The sequence below is a fragment of the Paenibacillus paeoniae genome, assembly GCF_003388735.1.
GTDB lineage: Bacteria > Bacillota > Bacilli > Paenibacillales > Paenibacillaceae > Pristimantibacillus > Pristimantibacillus paeoniae.
In genome coordinates this window covers 84,930-104,184 of sequence record NZ_QUBQ01000005.1, presented here as the reverse complement: position 1 = coordinate 104,184, position 19,255 = coordinate 84,930, and the positions used below count along the sequence as shown (strand labels likewise).

Sequence of the window (19,255 nt, the reverse complement as noted above, 5' to 3'; positions counted from 1 at the left end):
CATTCTGAATCAAGCATGCGCTTTTTTCTTTTTCCCCGGCTTAATGCCGAACAACCCTACTACGCAGCACAGCAAAGCAACGGCAGCTAACAGATAAAACAACCATTCTTCATGGCTGATGAGAGCGGAAGCCGTCAAGGGACCAGCTGCGACCCCAATAAACCTCATACTGCTGTATAGAGAGGTTATAGTTCCCCTTTGCTCTTTCTCCACGCCTTCTGTAATGAGCGCATCCAAACTAGGCAAGGAGAATCCGATCCCCACGCCGCCGGCGAACATGAGCGAAATAAGAAACACCATGCTTTTTGTATTAACAAGCGCGCAAGTCAACATACTGGCTGTCAGAAGCGCTGCTCCGATAACGGTAAACCATTTCATTTTCGACTTGTTTTCTCCAACAAGCTTTCCTGCAATGAAGGAGGATAGGCATATGGCGCATAACGGTATCGCAAGCACGAGGCCTTTCCATATTCCGTCTATATGATAATGCTCTTCCAACACGGACGATAAGTAATAAAGAAATCCAAACATAACAAACATCAGTATGCCGCCAATGGCAAAGATAGCGTAGAGCCAGCGATTCTGCTTCAAATTATCTTTCGTATTCGCCACAAAAGCCCCTAGCCCGGCTGGGCTTTCCTTCTTTTGCTTCTTCGGCTTAGGCACTTTCACGAAGTAGGCGACCGCCGCTATAGAAATTGCGGAGAACAAGGGAATAACAGCCAGCGGCAAAAACCAAACCATTAAAGCCAGTGCCGAGCCAAGAATAGGGCTGATCACTTTGCCGAACGTATTGGACGTCTCAATCATACCTAGTCCGCTGCTGATTTGCTGCTGGCTTCGGTACATATCTCCGACCAGAGGAAGCACAATCGGGAATGCTCCTGCCGCTCCAATTCCCTGTACAAGCCTGCCGCCCAAAATAACAAAGTAAGCCCCTTGCTCCTGCAATAACCATGCGCCGAGTCCGGATATGATACCGCCAATTGCGGCAATCGTTAAACCGATCAGAATAATAAGCTTTCTGCCGAAGCGATCCGACAAATAGCCTGCAATCGGAATACATACAATGGATACCGCGGCATATACCGTAATGATTAGGCTGGATTGAACGGGAGTAATACTCAGCTTCTTTTGCATCAAAGGCAGGACCGGAATCAGCATGGAATTGGCAAGCGTCATTATAAGGGGGATGGTGGCTAGAGCAGCCAGGTCCCATTTTTTCTTATCGCTCACGCTTACTCCCCATTCTATATTGGGATAACAACGATTGGACGAACGCCGAACGCTGCATCGCATGCCCTCAGGTCTCCCCGATTAATTTGTACGGTTAGGCCAAATATATTCCGACTGAATGCTGTCAGAATATGAATAGGACAGGGAGTGCTGTCCATAGGCTAGTGGAGGGAGGGATCGTACATATGGATAATCAAGCTTGGTTCGAGCATCGATTCTGGCTGCAAATATTAGGGGATCATGCCAGATTCATTTACAACGCGCTGTCACCGATTGAATTGAAGGATATCCAGACCGCCTCACGTTTCATCCATCACTTCGACCAGCTCTTAACGCAAGCAAGAGATCAATCCGTTCCTCTTGGGGAGCTGAATAAGCCTGCTAATGAGCTCACTGCGCAGCTTCGCTGGTTCAAGCTGGAGCTGCTCGATAAGTTGCTGCGCGGGAGGGTGAAGATTGGATTCACGCCCACTTTTCTGAATCACATGGTGAATGAACTGGATGAATATGCCGCTATTCTGGCTTCGCTGCTGGCAGGCAAGGGAGTTCCACAATTTCCATCCCTGCATCATGATCTGCTGTGGCTGCAGGATGCTTCGGGACATGCCGCTTCGCTGGCGATGGATCTGGATGCGGTCGAGAAGCGCTTGATCGGAAAAAGCCGGAAATTCGAAAAGCATTTCACCCAATATTATTTGAAAGCTATCGAACTGGTAGGATACTTCCGCACCATGCGCGATCGCTATCCCGTACTTGGCATATTTCATACCGACGTCAATCTGGAAATGAAAATATTTATGTCCTTTCTGAAAGAGCTGGAGGAGCTTGAGCTTGGAGAAGAGCTGCTCAGCCGCATCGACCCCTTAATGCCTAATCACATGTATCGTGAGGAATGTTATTATCTGCTTAAGCTATCTCAGAGCGGAGATATTGCACAGCCCGAGTGTGACCCTGCAGCACCCAGACTTCATGTAAAGGGATGACCTAGCTGCCATCTGCGATCTGGTATGCGCCGTTGCGGCGGAAGGCTGCCTCGGCAATGCCAAGCTTGGACAGGTCTGGTCCACCGTCCTTGTCGAGAAGCGATTTACTTTCATTGGTCTCCACAATAAAGGCAATCGCGCCTCCCCTCACCGCTTCCGAACACAGCTTCGATTCCTTGCTGTCGAGACCAAGAGACCGATAGGCACGCGTCTGAGCGTTATCGATAAAATCAAATGGCGCTGCTCCAGAATATCCGCCTCCGCCGATTCCCGGAGAATGCTCGAAGGTAGACAAGCCATAACCGCCTGCAATAACCGGGTAACCGTAGCTAGGTACAATGGCCAAGCCAAAGTCATCAAGCTCGCCCCCCCTTGCTCCTGTCTCCTCCAGCTCACGCATCTCCTCCACATGCGTATCCGTCTCTGACTCGATCCGTCTGGAATGCTCCCAATCTTTGGTCAGAATGAGCATCTCACCCGGCGTGAAGCCCGCTCCTTCAAGTTCCTCAATTGCCGTTATTACATCCTGCTGTTTTTCGAATAGTGCTATTTTTTTGGCCATAATGATTGCCTTCTTCCCTTCTTTAAAGTGAAATTGTCCTTAAGATTGGTATGCCCAATCGGTCAGGTAATCAGTCGAATATGTCGGATGAAGCGGAATTTTGACAAATAACGTCTAATACGAGATGGCAGGTTGTGCGGTCAGCCACGTTCGGGGTATGATGTTGAGTAGATATGGGAGAAAGCGGAGAAGGGGGATGGAAGGATGATTCATCGGATGCTTCGTTATCCCGCGGGCTGGGAATGGCATGTCGTTCAGCAAGCCAGATACGAGCCCCTGGATCAGCAGCCGCTCCCGAGCAGGAAGTCCGCCGCACGAGGCGAGGGCTCCCCTGCACTGAAACGAACCAAACAGAAGCCTTCGATGTCCGAAGCACAGAGTCAGGCTGAAGAGCATATTGCGGATTTGAAACGCGAATTTCCGGAATGCGCCATCTGGCTGGACGAATGCCAAGGCAGACGAACCAATCATATATATGTTGACGATCAGCCAACAATCGGCCCGCTTCTATGCGGCACCTTAATGATTCAAGTAACGGAAGATCATTCCGATGTACAGTCATTCCACTTCTGGTTATCCAGTAGTCGACTCATTACGATGCATGAGGATATGCGCGTCCCGCTCAGACTTCAGTCCGGAACTCATGCGCTCAAGTACGACGAATGCGGAATCGCGCCCGAAGCTTTTTTCATTATGATCAGCGTTCTGCTGGAAACTTTCCACATTGGATTGGATGGATTCGAGCGCAGACTAGGCGAGCTGGAGCGAACGATGAGGCGACGCAATCAGACCGGATTGCTTGACGTTATTTTCGAGAGACGATATGACCTGCTCCACTGGAGCCACCTCTTCATCCCGATTCGTGAGCTGTACGGAGCAGCGAAAGAATCATTCACAGAAGAGCTGGAAGAGAAGGAAGCTTTCATTCGTCTTAATCACAAGCTGGAACGCATCGAGACGCTGCTCAAGCATTATGCGCTGGAGATTGATACGCTCATCTCGATGGATGACGCCATATCCAGCTTTCGAGGCAATGACATCATGAAGACGCTGACGATCTTTACCGTCTTGTTCCTGCCGGCGACTATTGCCGGGACACTGATGGGAAGCAACTTCGACAAGCTCCCCTTCAGGGATCATCCCTGGGGATTTGCTGCTATGATAGCAGGAATTGCAGCCATTACAATCGGGATCTACATCTGGTTATGGAAGAAGGGCTGGACCGGCGATCTGCTTAACAAAAAGAGCGGTCCGCTGCTAATGCCTGAACCCGACTCTCAGGAGAGCCGTTCACACCGTCATGGCAAACGAAAGAAATCTCCGAAGAGCAGGCAACCGGAGGCCCCTATCGAATCATCAAATACGCTCGCATTGCGTTCCCGTAAAAATCGCGTGTAATACGCGGCTCCTACGGGAGCGTTTTTTCGTATGGGCCGCATTCCTATCGCAGGTACCTATTCTGGGCGATCGACATACACTATCCCATCAGTCGGTTGCGACGGAGGGATGACAATGATGTCAGCGTCGGAGCATGCGCGAGGCTTGGAGCCAGATATGGTGAGTGCGCTCTTCATGGCTGCGGTATGCGGACAAACATATGTACAATTCAATAACAAGGAAGACGGCTTGTTTCTCGTTCCCCGCACCTACAGTCTAGTGGGGGAATTTACAGCATCGAACGCTTATGACCAGCGGCCTGAGCGCTTCGGCTTCCTCATTGTGTCGGAGCAATGCGCCATCCTGGCCTTTCGAGGCACTGGCTCGGCAGTCGATTGGGTATCCGACTTTATAGCCCATCAAACCCTATATAGGCCTGTACGAAATGCAGGGCTTACGCATAAAGGCTTTACCGATATCTATATGTCCGCACGCGACCAGGTGCATGCCTTGCTTGGCCAAGTTCCGTACAATAAGCCTTTATTTATTACAGGACACAGTCTGGGCGGCGCACTAGCCACGCTCGCCGCGCTTGATATCGCTACGAACACGCCGTTTTCCGCTCCGATGGTCTATACGTTTGGCGCCCCTCGGGTCGGTGATCCCAAGTTTGTTCAGGCTTATAATTATGTCGTGCCGGTCCATTACCGATTCCAGAATGAGTTCGATATCGTCCCTCACTTGCCCCCGCTTGTCTATCAATCGCCCAGAACAAAAGGAACGTACTTTTATTTGCATGTCAAAGGAGAAGTTCAGCGCTCCTTCCGAATGGGCTCTGTCTCCAGCAACCATGTGCTATCAAGCTATTTTGCCGATTTGGCCAAAGAAAAACCCGTTGACGCGGCAGTCATGTGTGCCGAGCCTCCGGGCTGGTGTCCAGCAATTGAGGACGAATAAGGGATGGGCTTATTGATCTTAAGCCGGAAGAACGTAGAGCAGAATTGCAAAGAAATGAACGATGGATCCCGCAAGTACGAACAAGTGCCACACCGCATGATGGTAAGGGAAGCTCCGCCACATATAGAAGATCGTGCCTGCTGTGTACAGGATGCCGCCCGTTATGAGCAATTGAAGACCGCCTGGCGCCAAATGCGTAATTAACGGCTTCCATGCGAATACGATAATCCAGCCCATCGCGATATACAGAATGGTTGACGTGAATAGATATCTGGACGGGAAGATAGACTTGAATACCGTCCCAACAATCGCAATTCCCCAAACAATGCCGAACAATACCCAGCCAAGCGCACCTTGAACGATATGGAACAAGATTGGCGTGTACGTACCCGCAATAAAGACATAGATAAACGAATGGTCAAGCGATTCGAAGACCCGCTTGGCCTTTCCGATAGGAAAGCTATGGACAAGGGTCGAGGCCAAATACAGCAACAGCATGGCGGAGCCATAGATCGTGAAGCTGACGACATGCATAGCTGTGCCTTTCAACGATGCGAATACAATAAGCAGTACAAGAGCCGCGATGCTAAGCAGCGCTCCTATCCCATGCGTAACCGCGTTAGCGATTTCCTCGCCTTTAGAAAACGTATGTGTATTAGCCATAAGGTAGTCACCTCTTCCGACGTTTTGCCCCGGGCAAAACGCATTCGTATGCGTGCTTACCTTCAGTCTAAAGGATTACAGCCATTCTTTCAACCACGCCCGTACGCGTCCAATCGTCTTATCCAGATTGCATACCGCTTCCGTATCCATGAATGGCTCAGTATTGCGGAAATAATCGGCATGCCCTCCTACTGTAGGAATGCCTTCCACATATCCGGGCGCATACTTAAGCCGATTCCACGTCGGTACGGTCCGTCCCGATCTTGTCCAGCCGCCCCAACTGCCGATTCGGCTGATTGGATCGTTAAGATTGCCCAAGCTGTCGATGGAATGAAAGTAGCTTACCCTATCCCTAAGGGAAGGATGGATCGGTGTGCGCGGCGAACCCACCTGTACGACACGGAAATCATGGACAGCACCTTCCTCCTCCAACAGCTTTGCTGCTTGGTAAGCTGCCGCACCGCCCCCGCTATGTCCGATAAAGAGCGCTCGCTCACCATTAACTGTATCCTTTATTTGCTGCCATACATATTTCCCGCCGACTCGTCCTGCCCGCATCCGATTGGACAAGTCCGACTTCACCTCCAGGAGCTGTCTCATCAAGCTGCGGCTGGCATCGCCATAAGGAAACAACACCTGAATCGTATGCTCGATCCCCTCCGAATGCAGCTGTTCCTCAAGCCTCGTTTTACATGCGTTGAAGGAGCACGTCGTTGTCTTCACTCCGGCAAGCAGATAAACGCGGAGCGACGATGTATGGGCTGCCATAGAGAATCCCTCCAGTGAATAATCGATTGTTTATCGTTATCCTCATTATGCGGGGACACCGGGCTTATCATTCTTGAAAATCGCTGTCAGTTCCGACCACACGGAGCCCTGAGCTTTCGTCCCCTCATTCGTGCCATGAATGTAAGCTTTACTCATTGGGAGCGCTCACGCTTTTTTTCTAGGCTATATCCTATTCACCCCATAGTCGGAATGCGAATCCAGACAATAAAAAGAACGTCAAACCGCTTACGCGGCTGACGTCCCGTCCATGTGATATTGCGTGCTACACGCCCATTTTTTTGCGCTGGTTGTTAACCTTTTTTGTGTTCTGGCTCTTCATTTCCTGAGTCCCGGTTGTCAAATGCTTCTGACCTTGCTGGCCGCCGGATGCAGATTGTTTCTTCTGAGCCAGCAATTGCTTGACGCGCTCGGCCTGGGTTAACGGCTTGGATGGCTGCGCTTCGTTTTGTTCATTTGTAGACATAGGTTCACCTCGCTTTATGCTCCAATCATTTCTATTCTACTACACTTATATATCGTGTAAAAGAGCCTTTCGAAAGCTGTACCTGATCTCTTAACCTGAAATGGGCCTTTTTGAAACGCTCCTCGATCTCTTCCGTCGTCACAATAACCGCTCGACCGGCTATTCTGCGCACAGCCCGCAGCATAGCTAGCGACTCCTCTTGAGGCAACACGGAGCATAGATTATAGGGCATATCCACGATAGCCGTATCATATCTAGTCATCTCGTCCTGCATATCGCCCAGCTTCACCGTATTCGGATAGCCGAAGTGAGCCAGATTCAATCTTGCCCCCTGCACGGCAAGCGGATTCCGATCAATACCGTCAATCGCTATACCCATCGACATCGCTTCAATCAATACCGTCCCCATTCCGCAGCAGGGGTCAATCATACGCAATGTCTTGAGATTCGATTGTCCTGCCCCGATATTTACGATAGCTCGGGCTGCACGAGTGGGCAGCGCTGTAGAGTAGTTCTGCGGCTTGCTCTGATGCTTCAGCCACGTGGAATCATCCTCTTGGCAAGGACCGAACAGCCAGTTACCTTTATAACGGATTAACCCAAAGAGTTTCTCCGGCTGCCGCATCTCCGCTTTTCCTTTCAACACGGATCCAGCCGTCCGCTCCAGCATACGCCGCTCGTCATAGGAATGCCGCTCGTCACCTTCCGTATACAGTACTTTGAAGGTACCGCCAACGGGCTCCAGAGAGGCAATACGATCCGTAAGCTCTGACAGGCTTTCCGCTTCCTCGATTACTTCAATCCGCCTCTTAAAGAACGGACTTCTATTCACCGAAGGCGAGCCTTCGGATTCGGATCCCCACGCCACGACACCATCAGCGATCGACGCCATGCTGCCGAACAAGGAACGAAGCTCCAGCGCACATAAGTCTGATTCATCCTCATGACGCGCATATGTATAGATGACTTGCATTTCTCTCACACCTAACGTTTGCTGTCGTCTTCTCCATCCAGTTGGTTCTCTGGCTGCTCTTCGGTAACATTCGCAGCTTTGGCATTGTCGCTAGCAAAGCTTGCTTCAAACTTATCTGCTGCGGACGGCTGTTCAGCGACACGCTTCTCCAGCGCTTTCACCGTCTTCTGTAACTTATATATGCGCAGCATGCCGAATAAGCCCACTGTCAAGCCGCCAAGCAACGTCGATACAAGAATGACTAGAATAAGCGGCGTATTCGTCTTGGCGAACAGAAAATTCACTTGCACCTGATCCACATTAATAACGGCAAATACAGCGATCACAAGCGCAAATACAAATGCAGATATCAGTATGCCTTGTCCCTTCATCAGCGATCCCTCCAGTTCTTAGATTAAGATTCTCATAATTGGTTCAAATAGTCTAGAGGACAATAGGAAGGGGCTAATAATGATTCCCATCAAAAAAAAGCTGGCCTGATCGTCCAAACGACGCCGGCCAGCCTCTAGCTATTAAAGGTAACGTTAGTAACCCCGTATATAGGCCTTTGGAACCTGAGCGCGGAAGTCGCCGCCCGTCTCCTTGATCGCATGAATAGCCCAATACGGATCACGCAGCAAGGCGCGACCGACAGCAATCAAATCCGTCTTGCCGCTTGCAAGCGCATCAGCTGCGAATTGAGGATCGTCCAGCATGCCGACGGCAACAACAGGAACACCCAGCGCTTCTTTCACCGCATATGCAGCGTCCAACTGGAAGCCAGGCTCTAACTTCGGTCGCTTGGCAGGAGCAGGCGTGCCTTCTCCTCCCGTCGAGATATGAAGCAGGTCAACGCCCGCCTCCAGAAAAGCACGGCACAGCTCGATACCGTACTCGATGCTATAGCCATCCTCGACGTATTCCAGTGCTGAGATACGTAATAACAGCGGCATATCATCCGGCATATTCTTCTTCACTTCAGCAATAACCTCTCGGCCGAACAGCGTCAGGTCTTGTCCATATTCATCGTCACGTGTATTCGTGCGAGGAGAATGGAATTGATGCATCAGATAACCGTGCGCGCCATGCAGCTCGATCGTATCGAACCCCGCTTCTACCGCTCTGCGTGTGGCGTCGCCGAATGTCTTGACCATTTGCTTTACTTCCTCCGTCGTCAGTGCCCGCGGCTGCTTGTATGTCTCGTCGAAAGCGATCGCCGATGGCGCTACAGGCAGCACGGCATCCTGCGCCTTCCGTCCTGCATGAGCGATCTGAATGCCGATCTTGGCACCATGTGCGTGTGCAGCGTCGACAATGCGCTTCAGCGCCGGAATGTGGTCATCGGACCACAAACCCAGACATTGGTCGGAAATCCGGCCGTCAGGCTCGACATTGGTCATCTCCACAATAATAAGGCCAATGCCTCCAAGCGCACGGGATGTATAGTGCAGATAGTGCCACTCATTGGCAATCCCGTCCTTCTTCGTAACGCTGTACTGGCACATAGGCGCCATAACCGTTCGGTTGCGAAGCTGGAGTCCCTTCATGGCAAAGGGTGTTTCTAACGTAAATCCACTCATTGATTTCTTCCCTCCCTGAATCTGTCTATCTAACCGCGCCGTTCGAACGATACGTGGTTATATATTTTACTGCTAACCTTTACGCTCATGCAAGCGGTTAGGGCTTAACTGGAAACAAAAAAAGACCTCTATGGAAGAGATCTCTTGGATTATGCAGTTCGGAATGCGCTGGCGGCCGGCATACTCTCACAGCCTGCATAAGAATGCAGCCTTCCGTGATAGACCAGTTCAAGCTCCGGGGTATGCTGCAGATCGCCAGGCGTCACGAGCAGCGGTGATTTATCAACCAGGCTTACGCCGCTTCGTTCGAAGACAGTCGCTACGAATTGAGAGCAGAAGTAAGCGTATCTGCGCTCCCACTCGATGTTAAATACGACACCAAGCATGCCTACCAAATTGTATTTGTACAAATCCTGATATTGCTCGAAATGCTGCACTTGCGTCCGGATGCTGTTATACGCGGCTTGACTCACGTTGCAGCGATATAGAGCGCACATCGACTCTTCAAAAAAATCGCCCCGCACGTTTTCCTTCACAAACCCTGCGAAAAAAGGGTTGCTTGGATTTTTGCGGCCAAAGCTATATACTTCGCTCAAATCCGAATCAAAAGCAATCGATGCATGATTAAGCGGATCTTTCGTGAAGGTTCTTATAATTTTTGTTAAGACAGTTCCGGTATCTGTTAGCAATACATATATTTCTTTATCTCTGTTCATGACCCTCTGACCTCCACATGAAAGAACTCTTCTAGGTATTTACTTTAATGCAGGATATGCAAAAATATTAACCTGCTCAGGTAATAGATGACCCTCGACTTTAGTCCAGTTATGCAAGCCTCTCATGAAAGAGAAAAGTGAAAATGTTATGAACGTCATCAATCCTTCTTCATTCTACTGGATTTTCCATCTTTACTCAACCTATCAAATCAAAAGACATCAAAATAAATTCTATTCTGTCAGGAATTGTAGGACTGCTTGGACTAGCATGATATAGTTAGGAAAAGGCTTGTTTCCTTAATAATCTACTCTATTCATGAACGGGAGATCGGTTACGATGGACTGGTACAAACGACATATCACAAGTTTAAAACCTGTATTTCACGAAGTACAGTTGCAGATCATGCAATTCCCGCACCCGCTTGGAGACATCGGGAATCGGTATGCCGAGAAGTACAACCCTCTGGTTGATATTGACAAAGGCAAAGACTACATATGCGTGCTCCTGCCTTATTGGATGCAAGAATTAGTGGACCTATCGGACGAGCAATGTAATAGACTGGCGCTTGCCAATATATATGGCATGCTTTACTTTTTTATTCTTGATGATGTAATGGATAGTACGCAGATCGACCGGGTAAAGTCTCAACTTTCTCTCGCAAGCCTCCTTCAATTGAAGATGTCCGCCGTATTTCGTGAACTGTTTCCTTCGGATAGTCCCTTCTGGGCTTATTATGATCGTTATGTAACGGTATGGGCGGATTGCGTCATGAATGAGGATAAAGCTGATTTCTTTGTCCATAATCCCATCCGTACGGCCGGAAAGGCTGGTCCGGTGAAAATATCAGCAGTCGGTGCGTGTCTGCTTGCCGGGCGCGAAGAGCTAATCGATGAAGTTGGTCAATCGATCGATCTGTCTCTCATGACCTTGCAAATGCTGGATGATTGGGCGGACTGGCAGGAAGATATGGAAGAGGGCAACTATAACGGATTACTGGCATTGATCGCTTTCGAGACGGGCAAAGATTTGAAATCACTTACTATAGAAAAGATAAAATCGCACATTTATGTACTTGGCTGTATGAATCGATATACAGATATCGCCAATCGCAACCATAAAAGCTTGTTGGGGCTAAGTATCTGCATTCCTTCTATCTTGGAGTACCATGATTATATGGTAAACAGCCTGCGTGAAATTGCATCCGGGATTGAAAACAACAAGCGAAAGGCTCTGGGCGGCGGAATCAACTTTTTTGCTTAAAGCTACGCAAGTCTATTATCCTAGAACTGTACGACTATACCCATGTAGAATATAGTAAAATAGTTGTAGTAAATGTCGAATAATCGTGCTATCCTAGTCTTGGTAATCCTATACATATTTGAGAGGATGATTACGGTGCCAAGCGAAAAGGAACTACGTGAACAAATTATTGAGAAAGCATGGGCGGACGGAGAGTTCAAGCAGCAACTGCTGAAAGACCCTAAGGCAGCGATCCAAGATGCTTTTGGTATCGAAATTCCTGCTGAATTCAAATTGACTGTACTGGAAGAAACAGATGATACTTTCTACCTGGTTCTGCCTAAGAATCCGGATGATAAAGAAAACGTGGTTGGTGAGGTCTGCTATCCAAGATGGTAATTAAATACATAAAAAGCCGATTAATTATTTAATCGGCTTTTATAATTCTTGGAAGTTTAATTTTACATTCAGTCCCTTGGCCTTTTGTGCTACTAAATTGAATAGTCCCTTTCATAGCTTCGATTATTCGATAAGTAACCATAAGCCCTAAGCCAGTACCCTTTGTCTTTTTTGAATAGTATGGTTCTCCTAATCGTTTTAAATCTGCCTCATCAATTCCCTCGCCGTTATCTTTAATAACAATTATAATCATGTTCTCCTGCACTTCATAATTTGCCGAAATTTCAACCAATCCCGCATCTCTATTAAAAGCCTCAATACTATTTTTAATAATATTGATTAAGGCCTGCTTAAACTTTGAAGAATTTCCGTCTATAAATAAGTCATTTTGCGAACTTATCTTCAGAGTTCCTCCCCCCATTGTTGCTAGGGGAGCTAATATTGCCGTAATTTGCTGCAATTCATCCGTTAAATTTAAAGTGCGCATGTCTCCAAGATCTGGTTTAGCAAATGTCAAAAAGTCAGTAATGATTTCGGATGCTCGATCTAATTCATTAATTGCAAGCGTTGTATAGGCCTTTTCCTTTTCCCCACTTGATTTCTGACCAATTAACTGCAAAAAGCCTCGTGTTACTTGTAATGGGTTTCTTACTTCATGTGCAATCGAAGCTGCCAGGTGACTTATCATCTCAATTTTTTCTGACCGTTGTAACTCATTATTAAATATCTCAATTTGTTTAGAGTACTTCACAGCTTCTTCATAATTTTGCATAACCTTTCGAACTAAAATAATTATTAATGATGCAAGAAAGAATAACAAACTTACTTTCCAAAAAAACATCATATGCATTTGATCACTTAAGAAATACCAAATAACTTCTGCAATACCCACTCCCGCAAATATACTAAAACCCGAAGCTAGGATAATAGCTTCTTTGTTACCTCTTTTACAATAGAGGAATAATGAAACTATTAAGATGATATTACCAACGACTATTGAAATGGCAAATATAATAAGGCCAACATTTTCATACAATCGGGCGATGAATTCACTATTAGCGCTACCTATAAGTAGTGCAATTAAGAATATTGCACTTACCATTTGTAAATTTCTAAAATAACGAACAATATTATATGGGCCTTTCCCGAAGATTTTATCAAAAAAGAAGAAGATGGAGGGAATAAGAATAGATGAGGCCACATCAAAAATGTAATATAAAACCCTTCCATACTCCGGAAAAATCTTATCTATGAAAGAAGAGTAAGTTAGTATCATTAATCCAATAGAAAGCATAACTAGAAACAACGAATTCCAACCAGGTACAAACGATCGATTAAAGAAAACAACACTGACTAACATGAAAAAAGATATAAAAATTAATGCAGCTCCTAAAATAACCGCAATCAAATCTTCTTTTACATATCTTTTAATTAGTTCTGATGATTCACCAATATTGATAACATCTTGCAAACCTATTCGATAATTATCCCTTATTAGCTTTAAATAGACTTCTTTTTTTGTTTCAGAGTTAGACAGAGGTACAAAAAATTCATTCAAGTCATAAGGATAGTCTCTTGTTAGTTGATACACTATATTTTGTTCAATATAAATAGTTATACTAGTTGCAAATAGTCTATTAAATTCAATAGCAGGCCGCATCTGAGTCAACTCTGGCAATTGAAATTTAATCCAAACTGTTTTGATTTCTTCAGGCACAACCGGATACTCCCCGCCTACCTTTACGGGGAACCAGCCGTCATCATCACTTAAAGCGCTTACTTGCTCGATCGTCATCTCTTTACCGGATTGCTCCCAGAACATTTGCCACTCTGTAATGGTATTCATTCGCTCGTTGCCTTCGGCACGAAGCTGGGCCACCGGAACTAGAAAGGACAAAAGCACTACTACAATAGCAACTTTATATATAAATCCACGCGTTTCCCCCATAATGAGCACCTCTGACCAACCTCTTCGCGTTGAAATATTTTTCATAATTCGACAATGTTCTGCAAAATTTTCCTACTAACATTTTCCTCTATTCCAAATATAATAGCAACAGTCTAAATGGGCTGTTTTGCAAAAAAAATATCCCGATCGCCTCTCACTTCATGAAGAAGTGAGAAGCATCAGGATAGAATCAAGCAGATTAATTAGATCAATTTGCGTTTAATGGCCACCGTACGATGCATCCCATAATTTATTGTCATTACGATGACGGCGATTAGCAGGATAAGCAGCATTTCTACAATAAAGGACATAGACGGCATTGTAAACGTGTAGCCGAACAGCTCCGATGGTCCGGTACCGCCCACCATTTCAATTAGAATAATGGGGATAAGCGACAGAATAGAAACCGCTATGCCTGTTTGCCAATTAAAACGATAGAAGCTGCTTCCGATCATCCATCCAATAGCGAAATAACCGAGGAAACCAAGGAAAAACTCCACACCGACTTGCAGGAGCAGCGGCTTAACCAGAATCTCCTGCCCTCCAAACCACTCTGTCAGCAGGCGTTCCACTGGGAAACCGACAGTCATAATTAAAGCACTTATAAGCGACATAAGCATGCTGAATAGGACAGCTCCTCCCACAAAATGCTTGCGGGTTATGCCACTGGAGACGAAACTGGACAACGAAAGGGGTGTGAGCAGAATGCCGAGTATCAATAGGTATAATTTCGGCGAGATTCCAGCACCCGACCAGATGCCCTGTCCGATCTCCATCTCTTTCGATAAATGAATAGGCAAGCCCAATTGAATACCAATGAAAATGGCTGTGAATATGCTCCAATATGCAATGAGCGAGATACGATAACCGGACCATAGGTTTTTGGCTACAATGAACACAGGATGTTTTCTCTTTGTTGTCATATTCCCTCGCCTCCTTTCTTCGTCAAATGCACGAACAGATCTTGCAGCGCCACAGGGCCAAGCTCCAGCCCGTCCGTACGTGCACGATTTACGCGCTCTTGGCTCAGCTCTCCGTATACCGTTACAGACTTAGTCCTGCCAAGCGTCTGCTCTCCGAGCACCTGTAGTCCAATCACATATTCATCCACCCGCTCAGCCGGTCCTGTAATGGTAACGCCCCGTTGTCTCAGCAATTCCGACTCTTCTTGCAAAAGCAATCGTCCGTTATCCAGAATGAGTACCTCTTCGAACAAATTGCCCACTTCCTCGATCAAATGAGTCGAAAGAATAAAGGTACGCGGATGCTCCATATAATCGCGAAGCACTTCTTCATAAAAGGCGTACCGCGTAGGAGCGTCCATGCCGAGATAGGCTTCATCAAATATCGTAATGGGTGCCCGGCTTGCCAGGCCAATCGTGACGCCAAGCGCCGACTTCATACCTCTCGACAGGCTGGAAATTCTTTTCTTTTGCGAAAGCTGGTACAAGTCCAGCAGATAATTCGCATATTGTTCATCCCAATTCGGCCAGCAGCTTGCCGCCAGCTTGATCGCATCCTTCACAGAGTAACCGTCCGACATATGGCCATGCTCTTGAATGAAGCATACCTGGCTCATTATTTCCGCATTTTCGAACGTAATTTTGCCGTCGATCAGTACTTCCCCCGTCGTGGGCTGCCTGAATGAAGCAAGTACCGACAGCAGACTGGTTTTGCCAGAGCCGTTCCGTCCAAGCAAACCATAAATTTTATTGCCTTCCAGCTTGAAGGACACATTCTCTACCGCCACGGTGCGCCCGTAATGAACCCCAACACCTTTTATATCAATGCTTAATGTCATTGTCCCTTACCCTCCTTCCGGCTTTCAATATGGTTCAATATATCTGCGATCGGCACGCCGATCTGTCTCGCTTCCTCGACCATTCGGTCGACCACTTCCTCGAAGAAACGATCCTTGCGCGCTTGAACCAGTGTCTGCCGTGCGTCCACACTTACGAACATACCAATCCCTCTCTTCTTATACAAAATGCCTTCCTCTGTCAAAAGCTGAAAGCCCTTCGCTGCAGTAGCCGGATTAATCCGGTAAAACGCCGCATACTGGTTGGTCGACATGACTTGCTCATCTTCCTGCAGTACCCCGGATACAATATCAGCCTTAATTTGATCGGCAATCTGCTGATAGATCGGACTTCGTTCATCAAACACGTCATCACCCCGCAACCTCATTGGTTCATTACTTATGTAACTAACCATATAACTTCACGAAACAATCGTCAAGCCCCATTTGAAAATAAATGAATAATTCTTGCGCACAAAAATGGTTTGCCTTACCATGTGAGGAGAGAATTGAACAAGCAAAGGAGTAGCTTGCATGACCGAATACATACTTGTAGCAGGGGCTGTCATTCGCAATGACCAGGGAGAAGTGCTATGCGCGCTGCGATCCGAGACCATGTCCATGCCGAGACTATGGGAGTTCCCCGGCGGCAAGCTGGAGCCGAATGAGTCGGCGGAGCAATGCCTGGTGCGGGAAATTCTGGAGGAGCTTGGCTATGTCATACAAGTTGGAGATTTAATCGCCGACGTGATACACGAGTATCCTTCCATCCGCGTGCGGCTTGTCACATATGAGTCCAAGCTGGCGAGCGGCATGCCTGTGGCGCAAGAGCATGAGCAGCTGCTATGGCTGCCGGTTAACCGCATGAGGGAGTTGGAATGGGCCCCGGCAGATTGGCCTACGGTAGAAGCCTTAATAAAAGCACAATCGCAGGAACAATAGCGGTATAAACAAGTTGATGGATCTTGTAACTTCTGGAAGAGTTTTTACGTTGTATGTGATAACAACCATGGATTACGGCACGGATGCAACGGGCATTAACTTATTCATTTCGTTTTGAAAAAAAAGGAGGAATAGCCTCATGAAGCGTACTGCCCTATTAGCGGCTTGCCTGGCGATCGTGTTATGTCTTCCGTCATCGCTTTCATGGACGGACTCAAGCGTGGCTCATGCGGCGCAGAAGCCGATTCGCATTGAATTAGATAGCAAAGAGCTGCCGCTTGCAGCGCCCGCTTACATTGAACAAGACTCTACACTCGTACCCGTTCGGGAGATTGCCGAAGCATTGGGGGCGACGGTCACGTACGACAAGAAAGACGGAGAGCGAACCATTCTGTTAACCAAAGGCGAACGGAAGGCCCTGCTAACGATCGGCTCGAAGCAGATGCATGCGCAGGGAAGAACCATCGCTTTGACTGCGGCCCCCCGCACCGTTAGCAGCATCACGTTTGTCCCGCTCCGGGCGATATCCGAAGCGCTCGGAACCGTCGTAGCATGGGACGGCTTGAAGCGAACGGTCCATATCGATAAGCCACTGGAGCTCCCCGCTATCGGAACAGAAGAGAAACTGATCGAGCTGCTGAAGTCGACTCCGACCGACGACAGCGCCATCATTTCGCTGCCGGGATTATGGCTCCAAGGTAGAGAAGAAGTGGCGGTAGAGAGTTCAGCCCCGCAAGTATCGGAAGCTAATGGAGAAGCCGGGACACCTGGCATCGACTACTCGCAAACGAACATTCAAGTAAGCGGCGTAGACGAAGCCGATTGGGCCAAGACCGACGGAAGATTCATCTATCAGATCAGTGGCTCCCGTGTCGTCATTACGGATATCGCCAATCCTGACAAACCGCGACTAGCCAGTGAATTAACATACGGCCCGGAAGAACAATTCCAGCCCGAACAGCTCTATGTAGACGGTACGCGCCTGATCGTAATCGGTCATGCGACTGACTATGGCCTTAATACCATTCAGCCGCAGTCGGAGCAGCTTACCGTTTTGCCGGAGAGCAAAAGCGTATCATTATTGCCTCCGCCACAGATCAAGCAGTCAGTGAAATCCTATATTTACGACCTACAAAGCAATGGACAGCCCAAGCTGAAGCGCACGTTGGAGCAGGAAGGCAGCTACCTCTCCTCCCGCAAGATCGGCGACGCTTTATACATCATCACCAATAAGTTCTATCGCAATTATTCTCTATATGCCAAGTCAAAGGGACTTCATCTGGATGCCAGTACAGGACAGCAAACGGACTTCAAGGAGCTGGCAGCCTCTTTCCAGACCAATTATACCGATTCTGCCGTATCCGACAAGCCGCAGAGCGTATCGTTGAACGATATTCATTACTTCCCCGACATTCTTAACTATTCGTTGCTGCTTGTCGGGTCTATCGATCTGGGACAGCCGGAAGGCCAGCTTCAGGTATCAGCTTATCTAGGATCAGGTGACAGGATCTTTGTCTCTCAACGGCATCTCTATGTGTCCCAGATGATCCACAAGGCAAAGGGCAGCGCTTTTGAGATGATTACGAAATTCCACAAGTTCCGCCTGGATTATGGCAGCGTGCTTTATATGGGTGAAGGTACCGTTCCCGGCTACGTCACCGATCCATTTTCGATGAATGAGCATGAAGGCTATTTCCGGGTAGCCTTAACGAATGGCGATCTTACGTCAGAGCACCCCGGAGAATCGAGCCAAATTTATATTTTGGACGAAAAGCTTCGTATCGTCGGGAAGGTGGACGGCATCGCACCGGGCGAACGCATGTATTCGGTACGCTTCATGGGGAAACGCGCCTATATGGTCACCTTCCGCAAGGTTGATCCCCTCTTTGCCATCAACTTGAGCAATCCGCAACAGCCGAAGATTCTTGGCCAGCTGAAGATTCCGGGTTACAGTGATTATTTGCACCCGTATGATGAGAACCATTTGATTGGATTCGGCAAGGACACAACCGAAATCAAGAGCCTCGGATCTTCGAATGAGACGGTGGCCATAGCCAAGGGCATGAAAGTCGCCCTGTTCGACGTCAGCGATGTGAGCCAGCCTAAGGAAAAGTTCAAGGAAATTATCGGAGACTCCGGGACGCATTCTGAGCTGCTGAACGATTACAAGGCGCTGCTATTTTCCAAAGAAAAGGGGCTATTGGCCTTCCCTGTCACGCTTTATGAGATCGAAAACAAAAATAGCACTGGAAATGCAGAAGTATTCGCCCACGGCCAATTTGCCTATCAAGGCGCTTATGTGTATAGCCTTGACCTGGAGCGAGGCTTCCGGTTAAGGGACCGGATAACGCATCTGTCGAATGAGGAAATGCTGAAGAGCGGAATGTACGGTTACAATTATTCGAAGGCTATCAGACGAATTATGTATGCGGGAGATACACTCTATACGTTGTCGGATGCTATGCTGAAGGCCAATGGTCTGAGCGACTTGAAGGAACGCGGCGCACTACTGTACCCTTAGCCGCTTAGAATTCTATCATGAGAGGACAGTGACAGACGCTGTCCTCTTCTTCTATTCCCACCTCTTATTTGATCATTTAGCAACATTCCTTTTTTTCCAATTTATACGCCAGTCTCAAGTAATCTGGTA

20 protein-coding genes are annotated in these 19,255 nt (G+C 47.8%); 7 read left to right on the top strand and 13 right to left on the bottom strand.

Features of this window, described 5'->3' with window-relative positions; all coding sequences use genetic code 11:
• Positions 1–9: 9 nt before the first annotated feature.
• Positions 10–1,299, bottom strand: a complete 1,290-nt coding sequence (locus DX130_RS20835) for an MFS transporter (protein WP_116048684.1) — start codon at positions 1,297–1,299, stop codon at positions 10–12.
• 122 nt (positions 1,300–1,421) lie between these two features.
• On the opposite strand from DX130_RS20835, the gene DX130_RS20830 reads away from it, so the two are divergent.
• Positions 1,422–2,219 (top strand): DUF2935 domain-containing protein, encoded by a 798-nt coding sequence (locus DX130_RS20830; protein WP_116048683.1) that lies wholly within the window; start codon positions 1,422–1,424, stop codon positions 2,217–2,219.
• A gap of 1 nt (position 2,220) precedes the next feature.
• Here the strand turns inward: DX130_RS20830 and DX130_RS20825 are convergent, their stop codons facing one another.
• Positions 2,221–2,781: a general stress protein gene (locus tag DX130_RS20825; protein WP_116048681.1), complete on the bottom strand. Its 561-nt coding sequence runs from the start codon at positions 2,779–2,781 to the stop codon at positions 2,221–2,223.
• Positions 2,782–2,985: 204 nt separating this feature from the next.
• Here DX130_RS20825 and DX130_RS20820 point away from each other — a divergent pair, with 204 nt between their 5' ends.
• Both DX130_RS20820 and DX130_RS20815 read left to right on the top strand, forming a co-directional pair.
• Positions 2,986–4,179 carry a CorA family divalent cation transporter gene (locus tag DX130_RS20820; protein ID WP_116048680.1) on the top strand — a complete coding sequence of 398 codons (1,194 nt, stop codon included), beginning with the start codon at positions 2,986–2,988 and terminating at the stop codon, positions 4,177–4,179.
• Positions 4,180–4,293: 114 nt separating this feature from the next.
• On the top strand, positions 4,294–5,115 hold the full coding sequence (locus DX130_RS20815; protein WP_240644622.1) for a lipase family protein: 822 nt from the start codon (positions 4,294–4,296) through the stop codon (positions 5,113–5,115).
• Between the two features lie 18 nt (positions 5,116–5,133).
• Here DX130_RS20815 and trhA read toward each other — a convergent pair whose 3' ends face one another.
• The 7 genes from trhA to DX130_RS20780 all read right to left on the bottom strand — a co-directional run bounded on the left by trhA (position 5,134) and on the right by DX130_RS20780 (position 10,278).
• Positions 5,134–5,778, bottom strand: coding sequence for a PAQR family membrane homeostasis protein TrhA (gene trhA / locus DX130_RS20810; RefSeq protein WP_116048678.1), 645 nt, complete (start codon positions 5,776–5,778; stop codon positions 5,134–5,136).
• 75 nt (positions 5,779–5,853) lie between these two features.
• The gene (locus DX130_RS20805) at positions 5,854–6,546 is read right to left on the bottom strand and encodes a hypothetical protein (RefSeq protein ID WP_116048676.1); all 693 of its coding nucleotides are present in this window, start codon (positions 6,544–6,546) and stop codon (positions 5,854–5,856) included.
• 283 nt (positions 6,547–6,829) lie between these two features.
• A complete protein-coding gene (locus tag DX130_RS20800; RefSeq protein ID WP_116048675.1) occupies positions 6,830–7,030 on the bottom strand; it encodes a hypothetical protein in 201 nt (66 codons plus the stop codon).
• Positions 7,031–7,061: 31 nt separating this feature from the next.
• Entirely contained in the window at positions 7,062–8,003 is a 942-nt protein-coding gene (locus DX130_RS20795) for a TRM11 family SAM-dependent methyltransferase (RefSeq protein WP_116048673.1), read from the bottom strand.
• An 11-nt stretch (positions 8,004–8,014) separates the two neighbouring features.
• The gene (locus tag DX130_RS20790; RefSeq protein WP_116048672.1) at positions 8,015–8,374 is read right to left on the bottom strand and encodes a LapA family protein; all 360 of its coding nucleotides are present in this window, start codon (positions 8,372–8,374) and stop codon (positions 8,015–8,017) included.
• A 153-nt stretch (positions 8,375–8,527) separates the two neighbouring features.
• Complete coding sequence (locus DX130_RS20785; protein WP_116048670.1) at positions 8,528–9,562, bottom strand: NADH:flavin oxidoreductase/NADH oxidase; 1,035 nt, start codon at positions 9,560–9,562, stop codon at positions 8,528–8,530.
• 149 nt (positions 9,563–9,711) lie between these two features.
• Complete coding sequence (locus tag DX130_RS20780; RefSeq protein ID WP_116048669.1) at positions 9,712–10,278, bottom strand: C40 family peptidase; 567 nt, start codon at positions 10,276–10,278, stop codon at positions 9,712–9,714.
• 337 nt (positions 10,279–10,615) lie between these two features.
• Between DX130_RS20780 and DX130_RS20775 the strand changes: the two genes are divergently transcribed.
• Entirely contained in the window at positions 10,616–11,539 is a 924-nt protein-coding gene (locus DX130_RS20775; protein ID WP_116048667.1) for a class 1 isoprenoid biosynthesis enzyme, read from the top strand.
• A gap of 135 nt (positions 11,540–11,674) precedes the next feature.
• On the top strand, positions 11,675–11,917 hold the full coding sequence (locus DX130_RS20770) for an NHLP leader peptide family RiPP precursor (RefSeq protein WP_240644621.1): 243 nt from the start codon (positions 11,675–11,677) through the stop codon (positions 11,915–11,917).
• Between the two features lie 28 nt (positions 11,918–11,945).
• On the opposite strand, the gene DX130_RS20765 is transcribed toward DX130_RS20770, so the two are convergent.
• The 4 genes from DX130_RS20765 to DX130_RS20750 form a co-directional block, all read right to left on the bottom strand.
• Positions 11,946–13,865, bottom strand: coding sequence for a sensor histidine kinase (locus DX130_RS20765; protein WP_165861389.1), 1,920 nt, complete (start codon positions 13,863–13,865; stop codon positions 11,946–11,948).
• Between the two features lie 203 nt (positions 13,866–14,068).
• Positions 14,069–14,788: a hypothetical protein gene (locus DX130_RS20760; protein WP_116048662.1), complete on the bottom strand. Its 720-nt coding sequence runs from the start codon at positions 14,786–14,788 to the stop codon at positions 14,069–14,071.
• Positions 14,785–15,666 (bottom strand): ATP-binding cassette domain-containing protein, encoded by an 882-nt coding sequence (locus tag DX130_RS20755; protein WP_116048661.1) that lies wholly within the window; start codon positions 15,664–15,666, stop codon positions 14,785–14,787. Before DX130_RS20755 ends, DX130_RS20760 begins: the two co-directional genes overlap by 4 nt.
• Positions 15,663–16,031: a GntR family transcriptional regulator gene (locus DX130_RS20750; RefSeq protein WP_116048659.1), complete on the bottom strand. Its 369-nt coding sequence runs from the start codon at positions 16,029–16,031 to the stop codon at positions 15,663–15,665. Before DX130_RS20750 ends, DX130_RS20755 begins: the two co-directional genes overlap by 4 nt.
• Positions 16,032–16,197: 166 nt before the next feature.
• Here DX130_RS20750 and DX130_RS20745 point away from each other — a divergent pair, with 166 nt between their 5' ends.
• Positions 16,198–16,605, top strand: a complete 408-nt coding sequence (locus DX130_RS20745; protein ID WP_116048658.1) for a (deoxy)nucleoside triphosphate pyrophosphohydrolase — start codon at positions 16,198–16,200, stop codon at positions 16,603–16,605.
• Between the two features lie 139 nt (positions 16,606–16,744).
• Positions 16,745–19,126: a beta-propeller domain-containing protein gene (locus tag DX130_RS20740; protein ID WP_116048656.1), complete on the top strand. Its 2,382-nt coding sequence runs from the start codon at positions 16,745–16,747 to the stop codon at positions 19,124–19,126.
• Positions 19,127–19,255: the final 129 nt, after the last annotated feature.

Excerpts from the sequence above, each read along its gene's own strand:
- DX130_RS20815 (WP_240644622.1), top strand. The coding sequence starts at position 4,294 with ATGATGTCAGCGTCGGAGCATGCGCGAGGCTTGGAGCCAGATATGGTG.
- DX130_RS20790 (WP_116048672.1), bottom strand. The coding sequence starts at position 8,374 with ATGAAGGGACAAGGCATACTGATATCTGCATTTGTATTTGCGCTTGTG.
- DX130_RS20745 (WP_116048658.1), top strand. The coding sequence starts at position 16,198 with ATGACCGAATACATACTTGTAGCAGGGGCTGTCATTCGCAATGACCAG.
- DX130_RS20740 (WP_116048656.1), top strand. The coding sequence starts at position 16,745 with ATGAAGCGTACTGCCCTATTAGCGGCTTGCCTGGCGATCGTGTTATGT.
- DX130_RS20835 (WP_116048684.1), bottom strand. The coding sequence starts at position 1,299 with ATGCGATGCAGCGTTCGGCGTTCGTCCAATCGTTGTTATCCCAATATA.
- DX130_RS20760 (WP_116048662.1), bottom strand. The coding sequence starts at position 14,788 with ATGACAACAAAGAGAAAACATCCTGTGTTCATTGTAGCCAAAAACCTA.
- DX130_RS20795 (WP_116048673.1), bottom strand. The coding sequence starts at position 8,003 with ATGCAAGTCATCTATACATATGCGCGTCATGAGGATGAATCAGACTTA.
- DX130_RS20775 (WP_116048667.1), top strand. The coding sequence starts at position 10,616 with ATGGACTGGTACAAACGACATATCACAAGTTTAAAACCTGTATTTCAC.
- DX130_RS20800 (WP_116048675.1), bottom strand. The coding sequence starts at position 7,030 with ATGTCTACAAATGAACAAAACGAAGCGCAGCCATCCAAGCCGTTAACC.
- DX130_RS20785 (WP_116048670.1), bottom strand. The coding sequence starts at position 9,562 with ATGAGTGGATTTACGTTAGAAACACCCTTTGCCATGAAGGGACTCCAG.
- DX130_RS20765 (WP_165861389.1), bottom strand. The coding sequence starts at position 13,865 with ATGGGGGAAACGCGTGGATTTATATATAAAGTTGCTATTGTAGTAGTG.
- DX130_RS20755 (WP_116048661.1), bottom strand. The coding sequence starts at position 15,666 with ATGACATTAAGCATTGATATAAAAGGTGTTGGGGTTCATTACGGGCGC.
- DX130_RS20805 (WP_116048676.1), bottom strand. The coding sequence starts at position 6,546 with ATGGCAGCCCATACATCGTCGCTCCGCGTTTATCTGCTTGCCGGAGTG.
- DX130_RS20820 (WP_116048680.1), top strand. The coding sequence starts at position 2,986 with ATGATTCATCGGATGCTTCGTTATCCCGCGGGCTGGGAATGGCATGTC.
- DX130_RS20830 (WP_116048683.1), top strand. The coding sequence starts at position 1,422 with ATGGATAATCAAGCTTGGTTCGAGCATCGATTCTGGCTGCAAATATTA.
- DX130_RS20780 (WP_116048669.1), bottom strand. The coding sequence starts at position 10,278 with ATGAACAGAGATAAAGAAATATATGTATTGCTAACAGATACCGGAACT.
- DX130_RS20825 (WP_116048681.1), bottom strand. The coding sequence starts at position 2,781 with ATGGCCAAAAAAATAGCACTATTCGAAAAACAGCAGGATGTAATAACG.
- trhA (WP_116048678.1), bottom strand. The coding sequence starts at position 5,778 with ATGGCTAATACACATACGTTTTCTAAAGGCGAGGAAATCGCTAACGCG.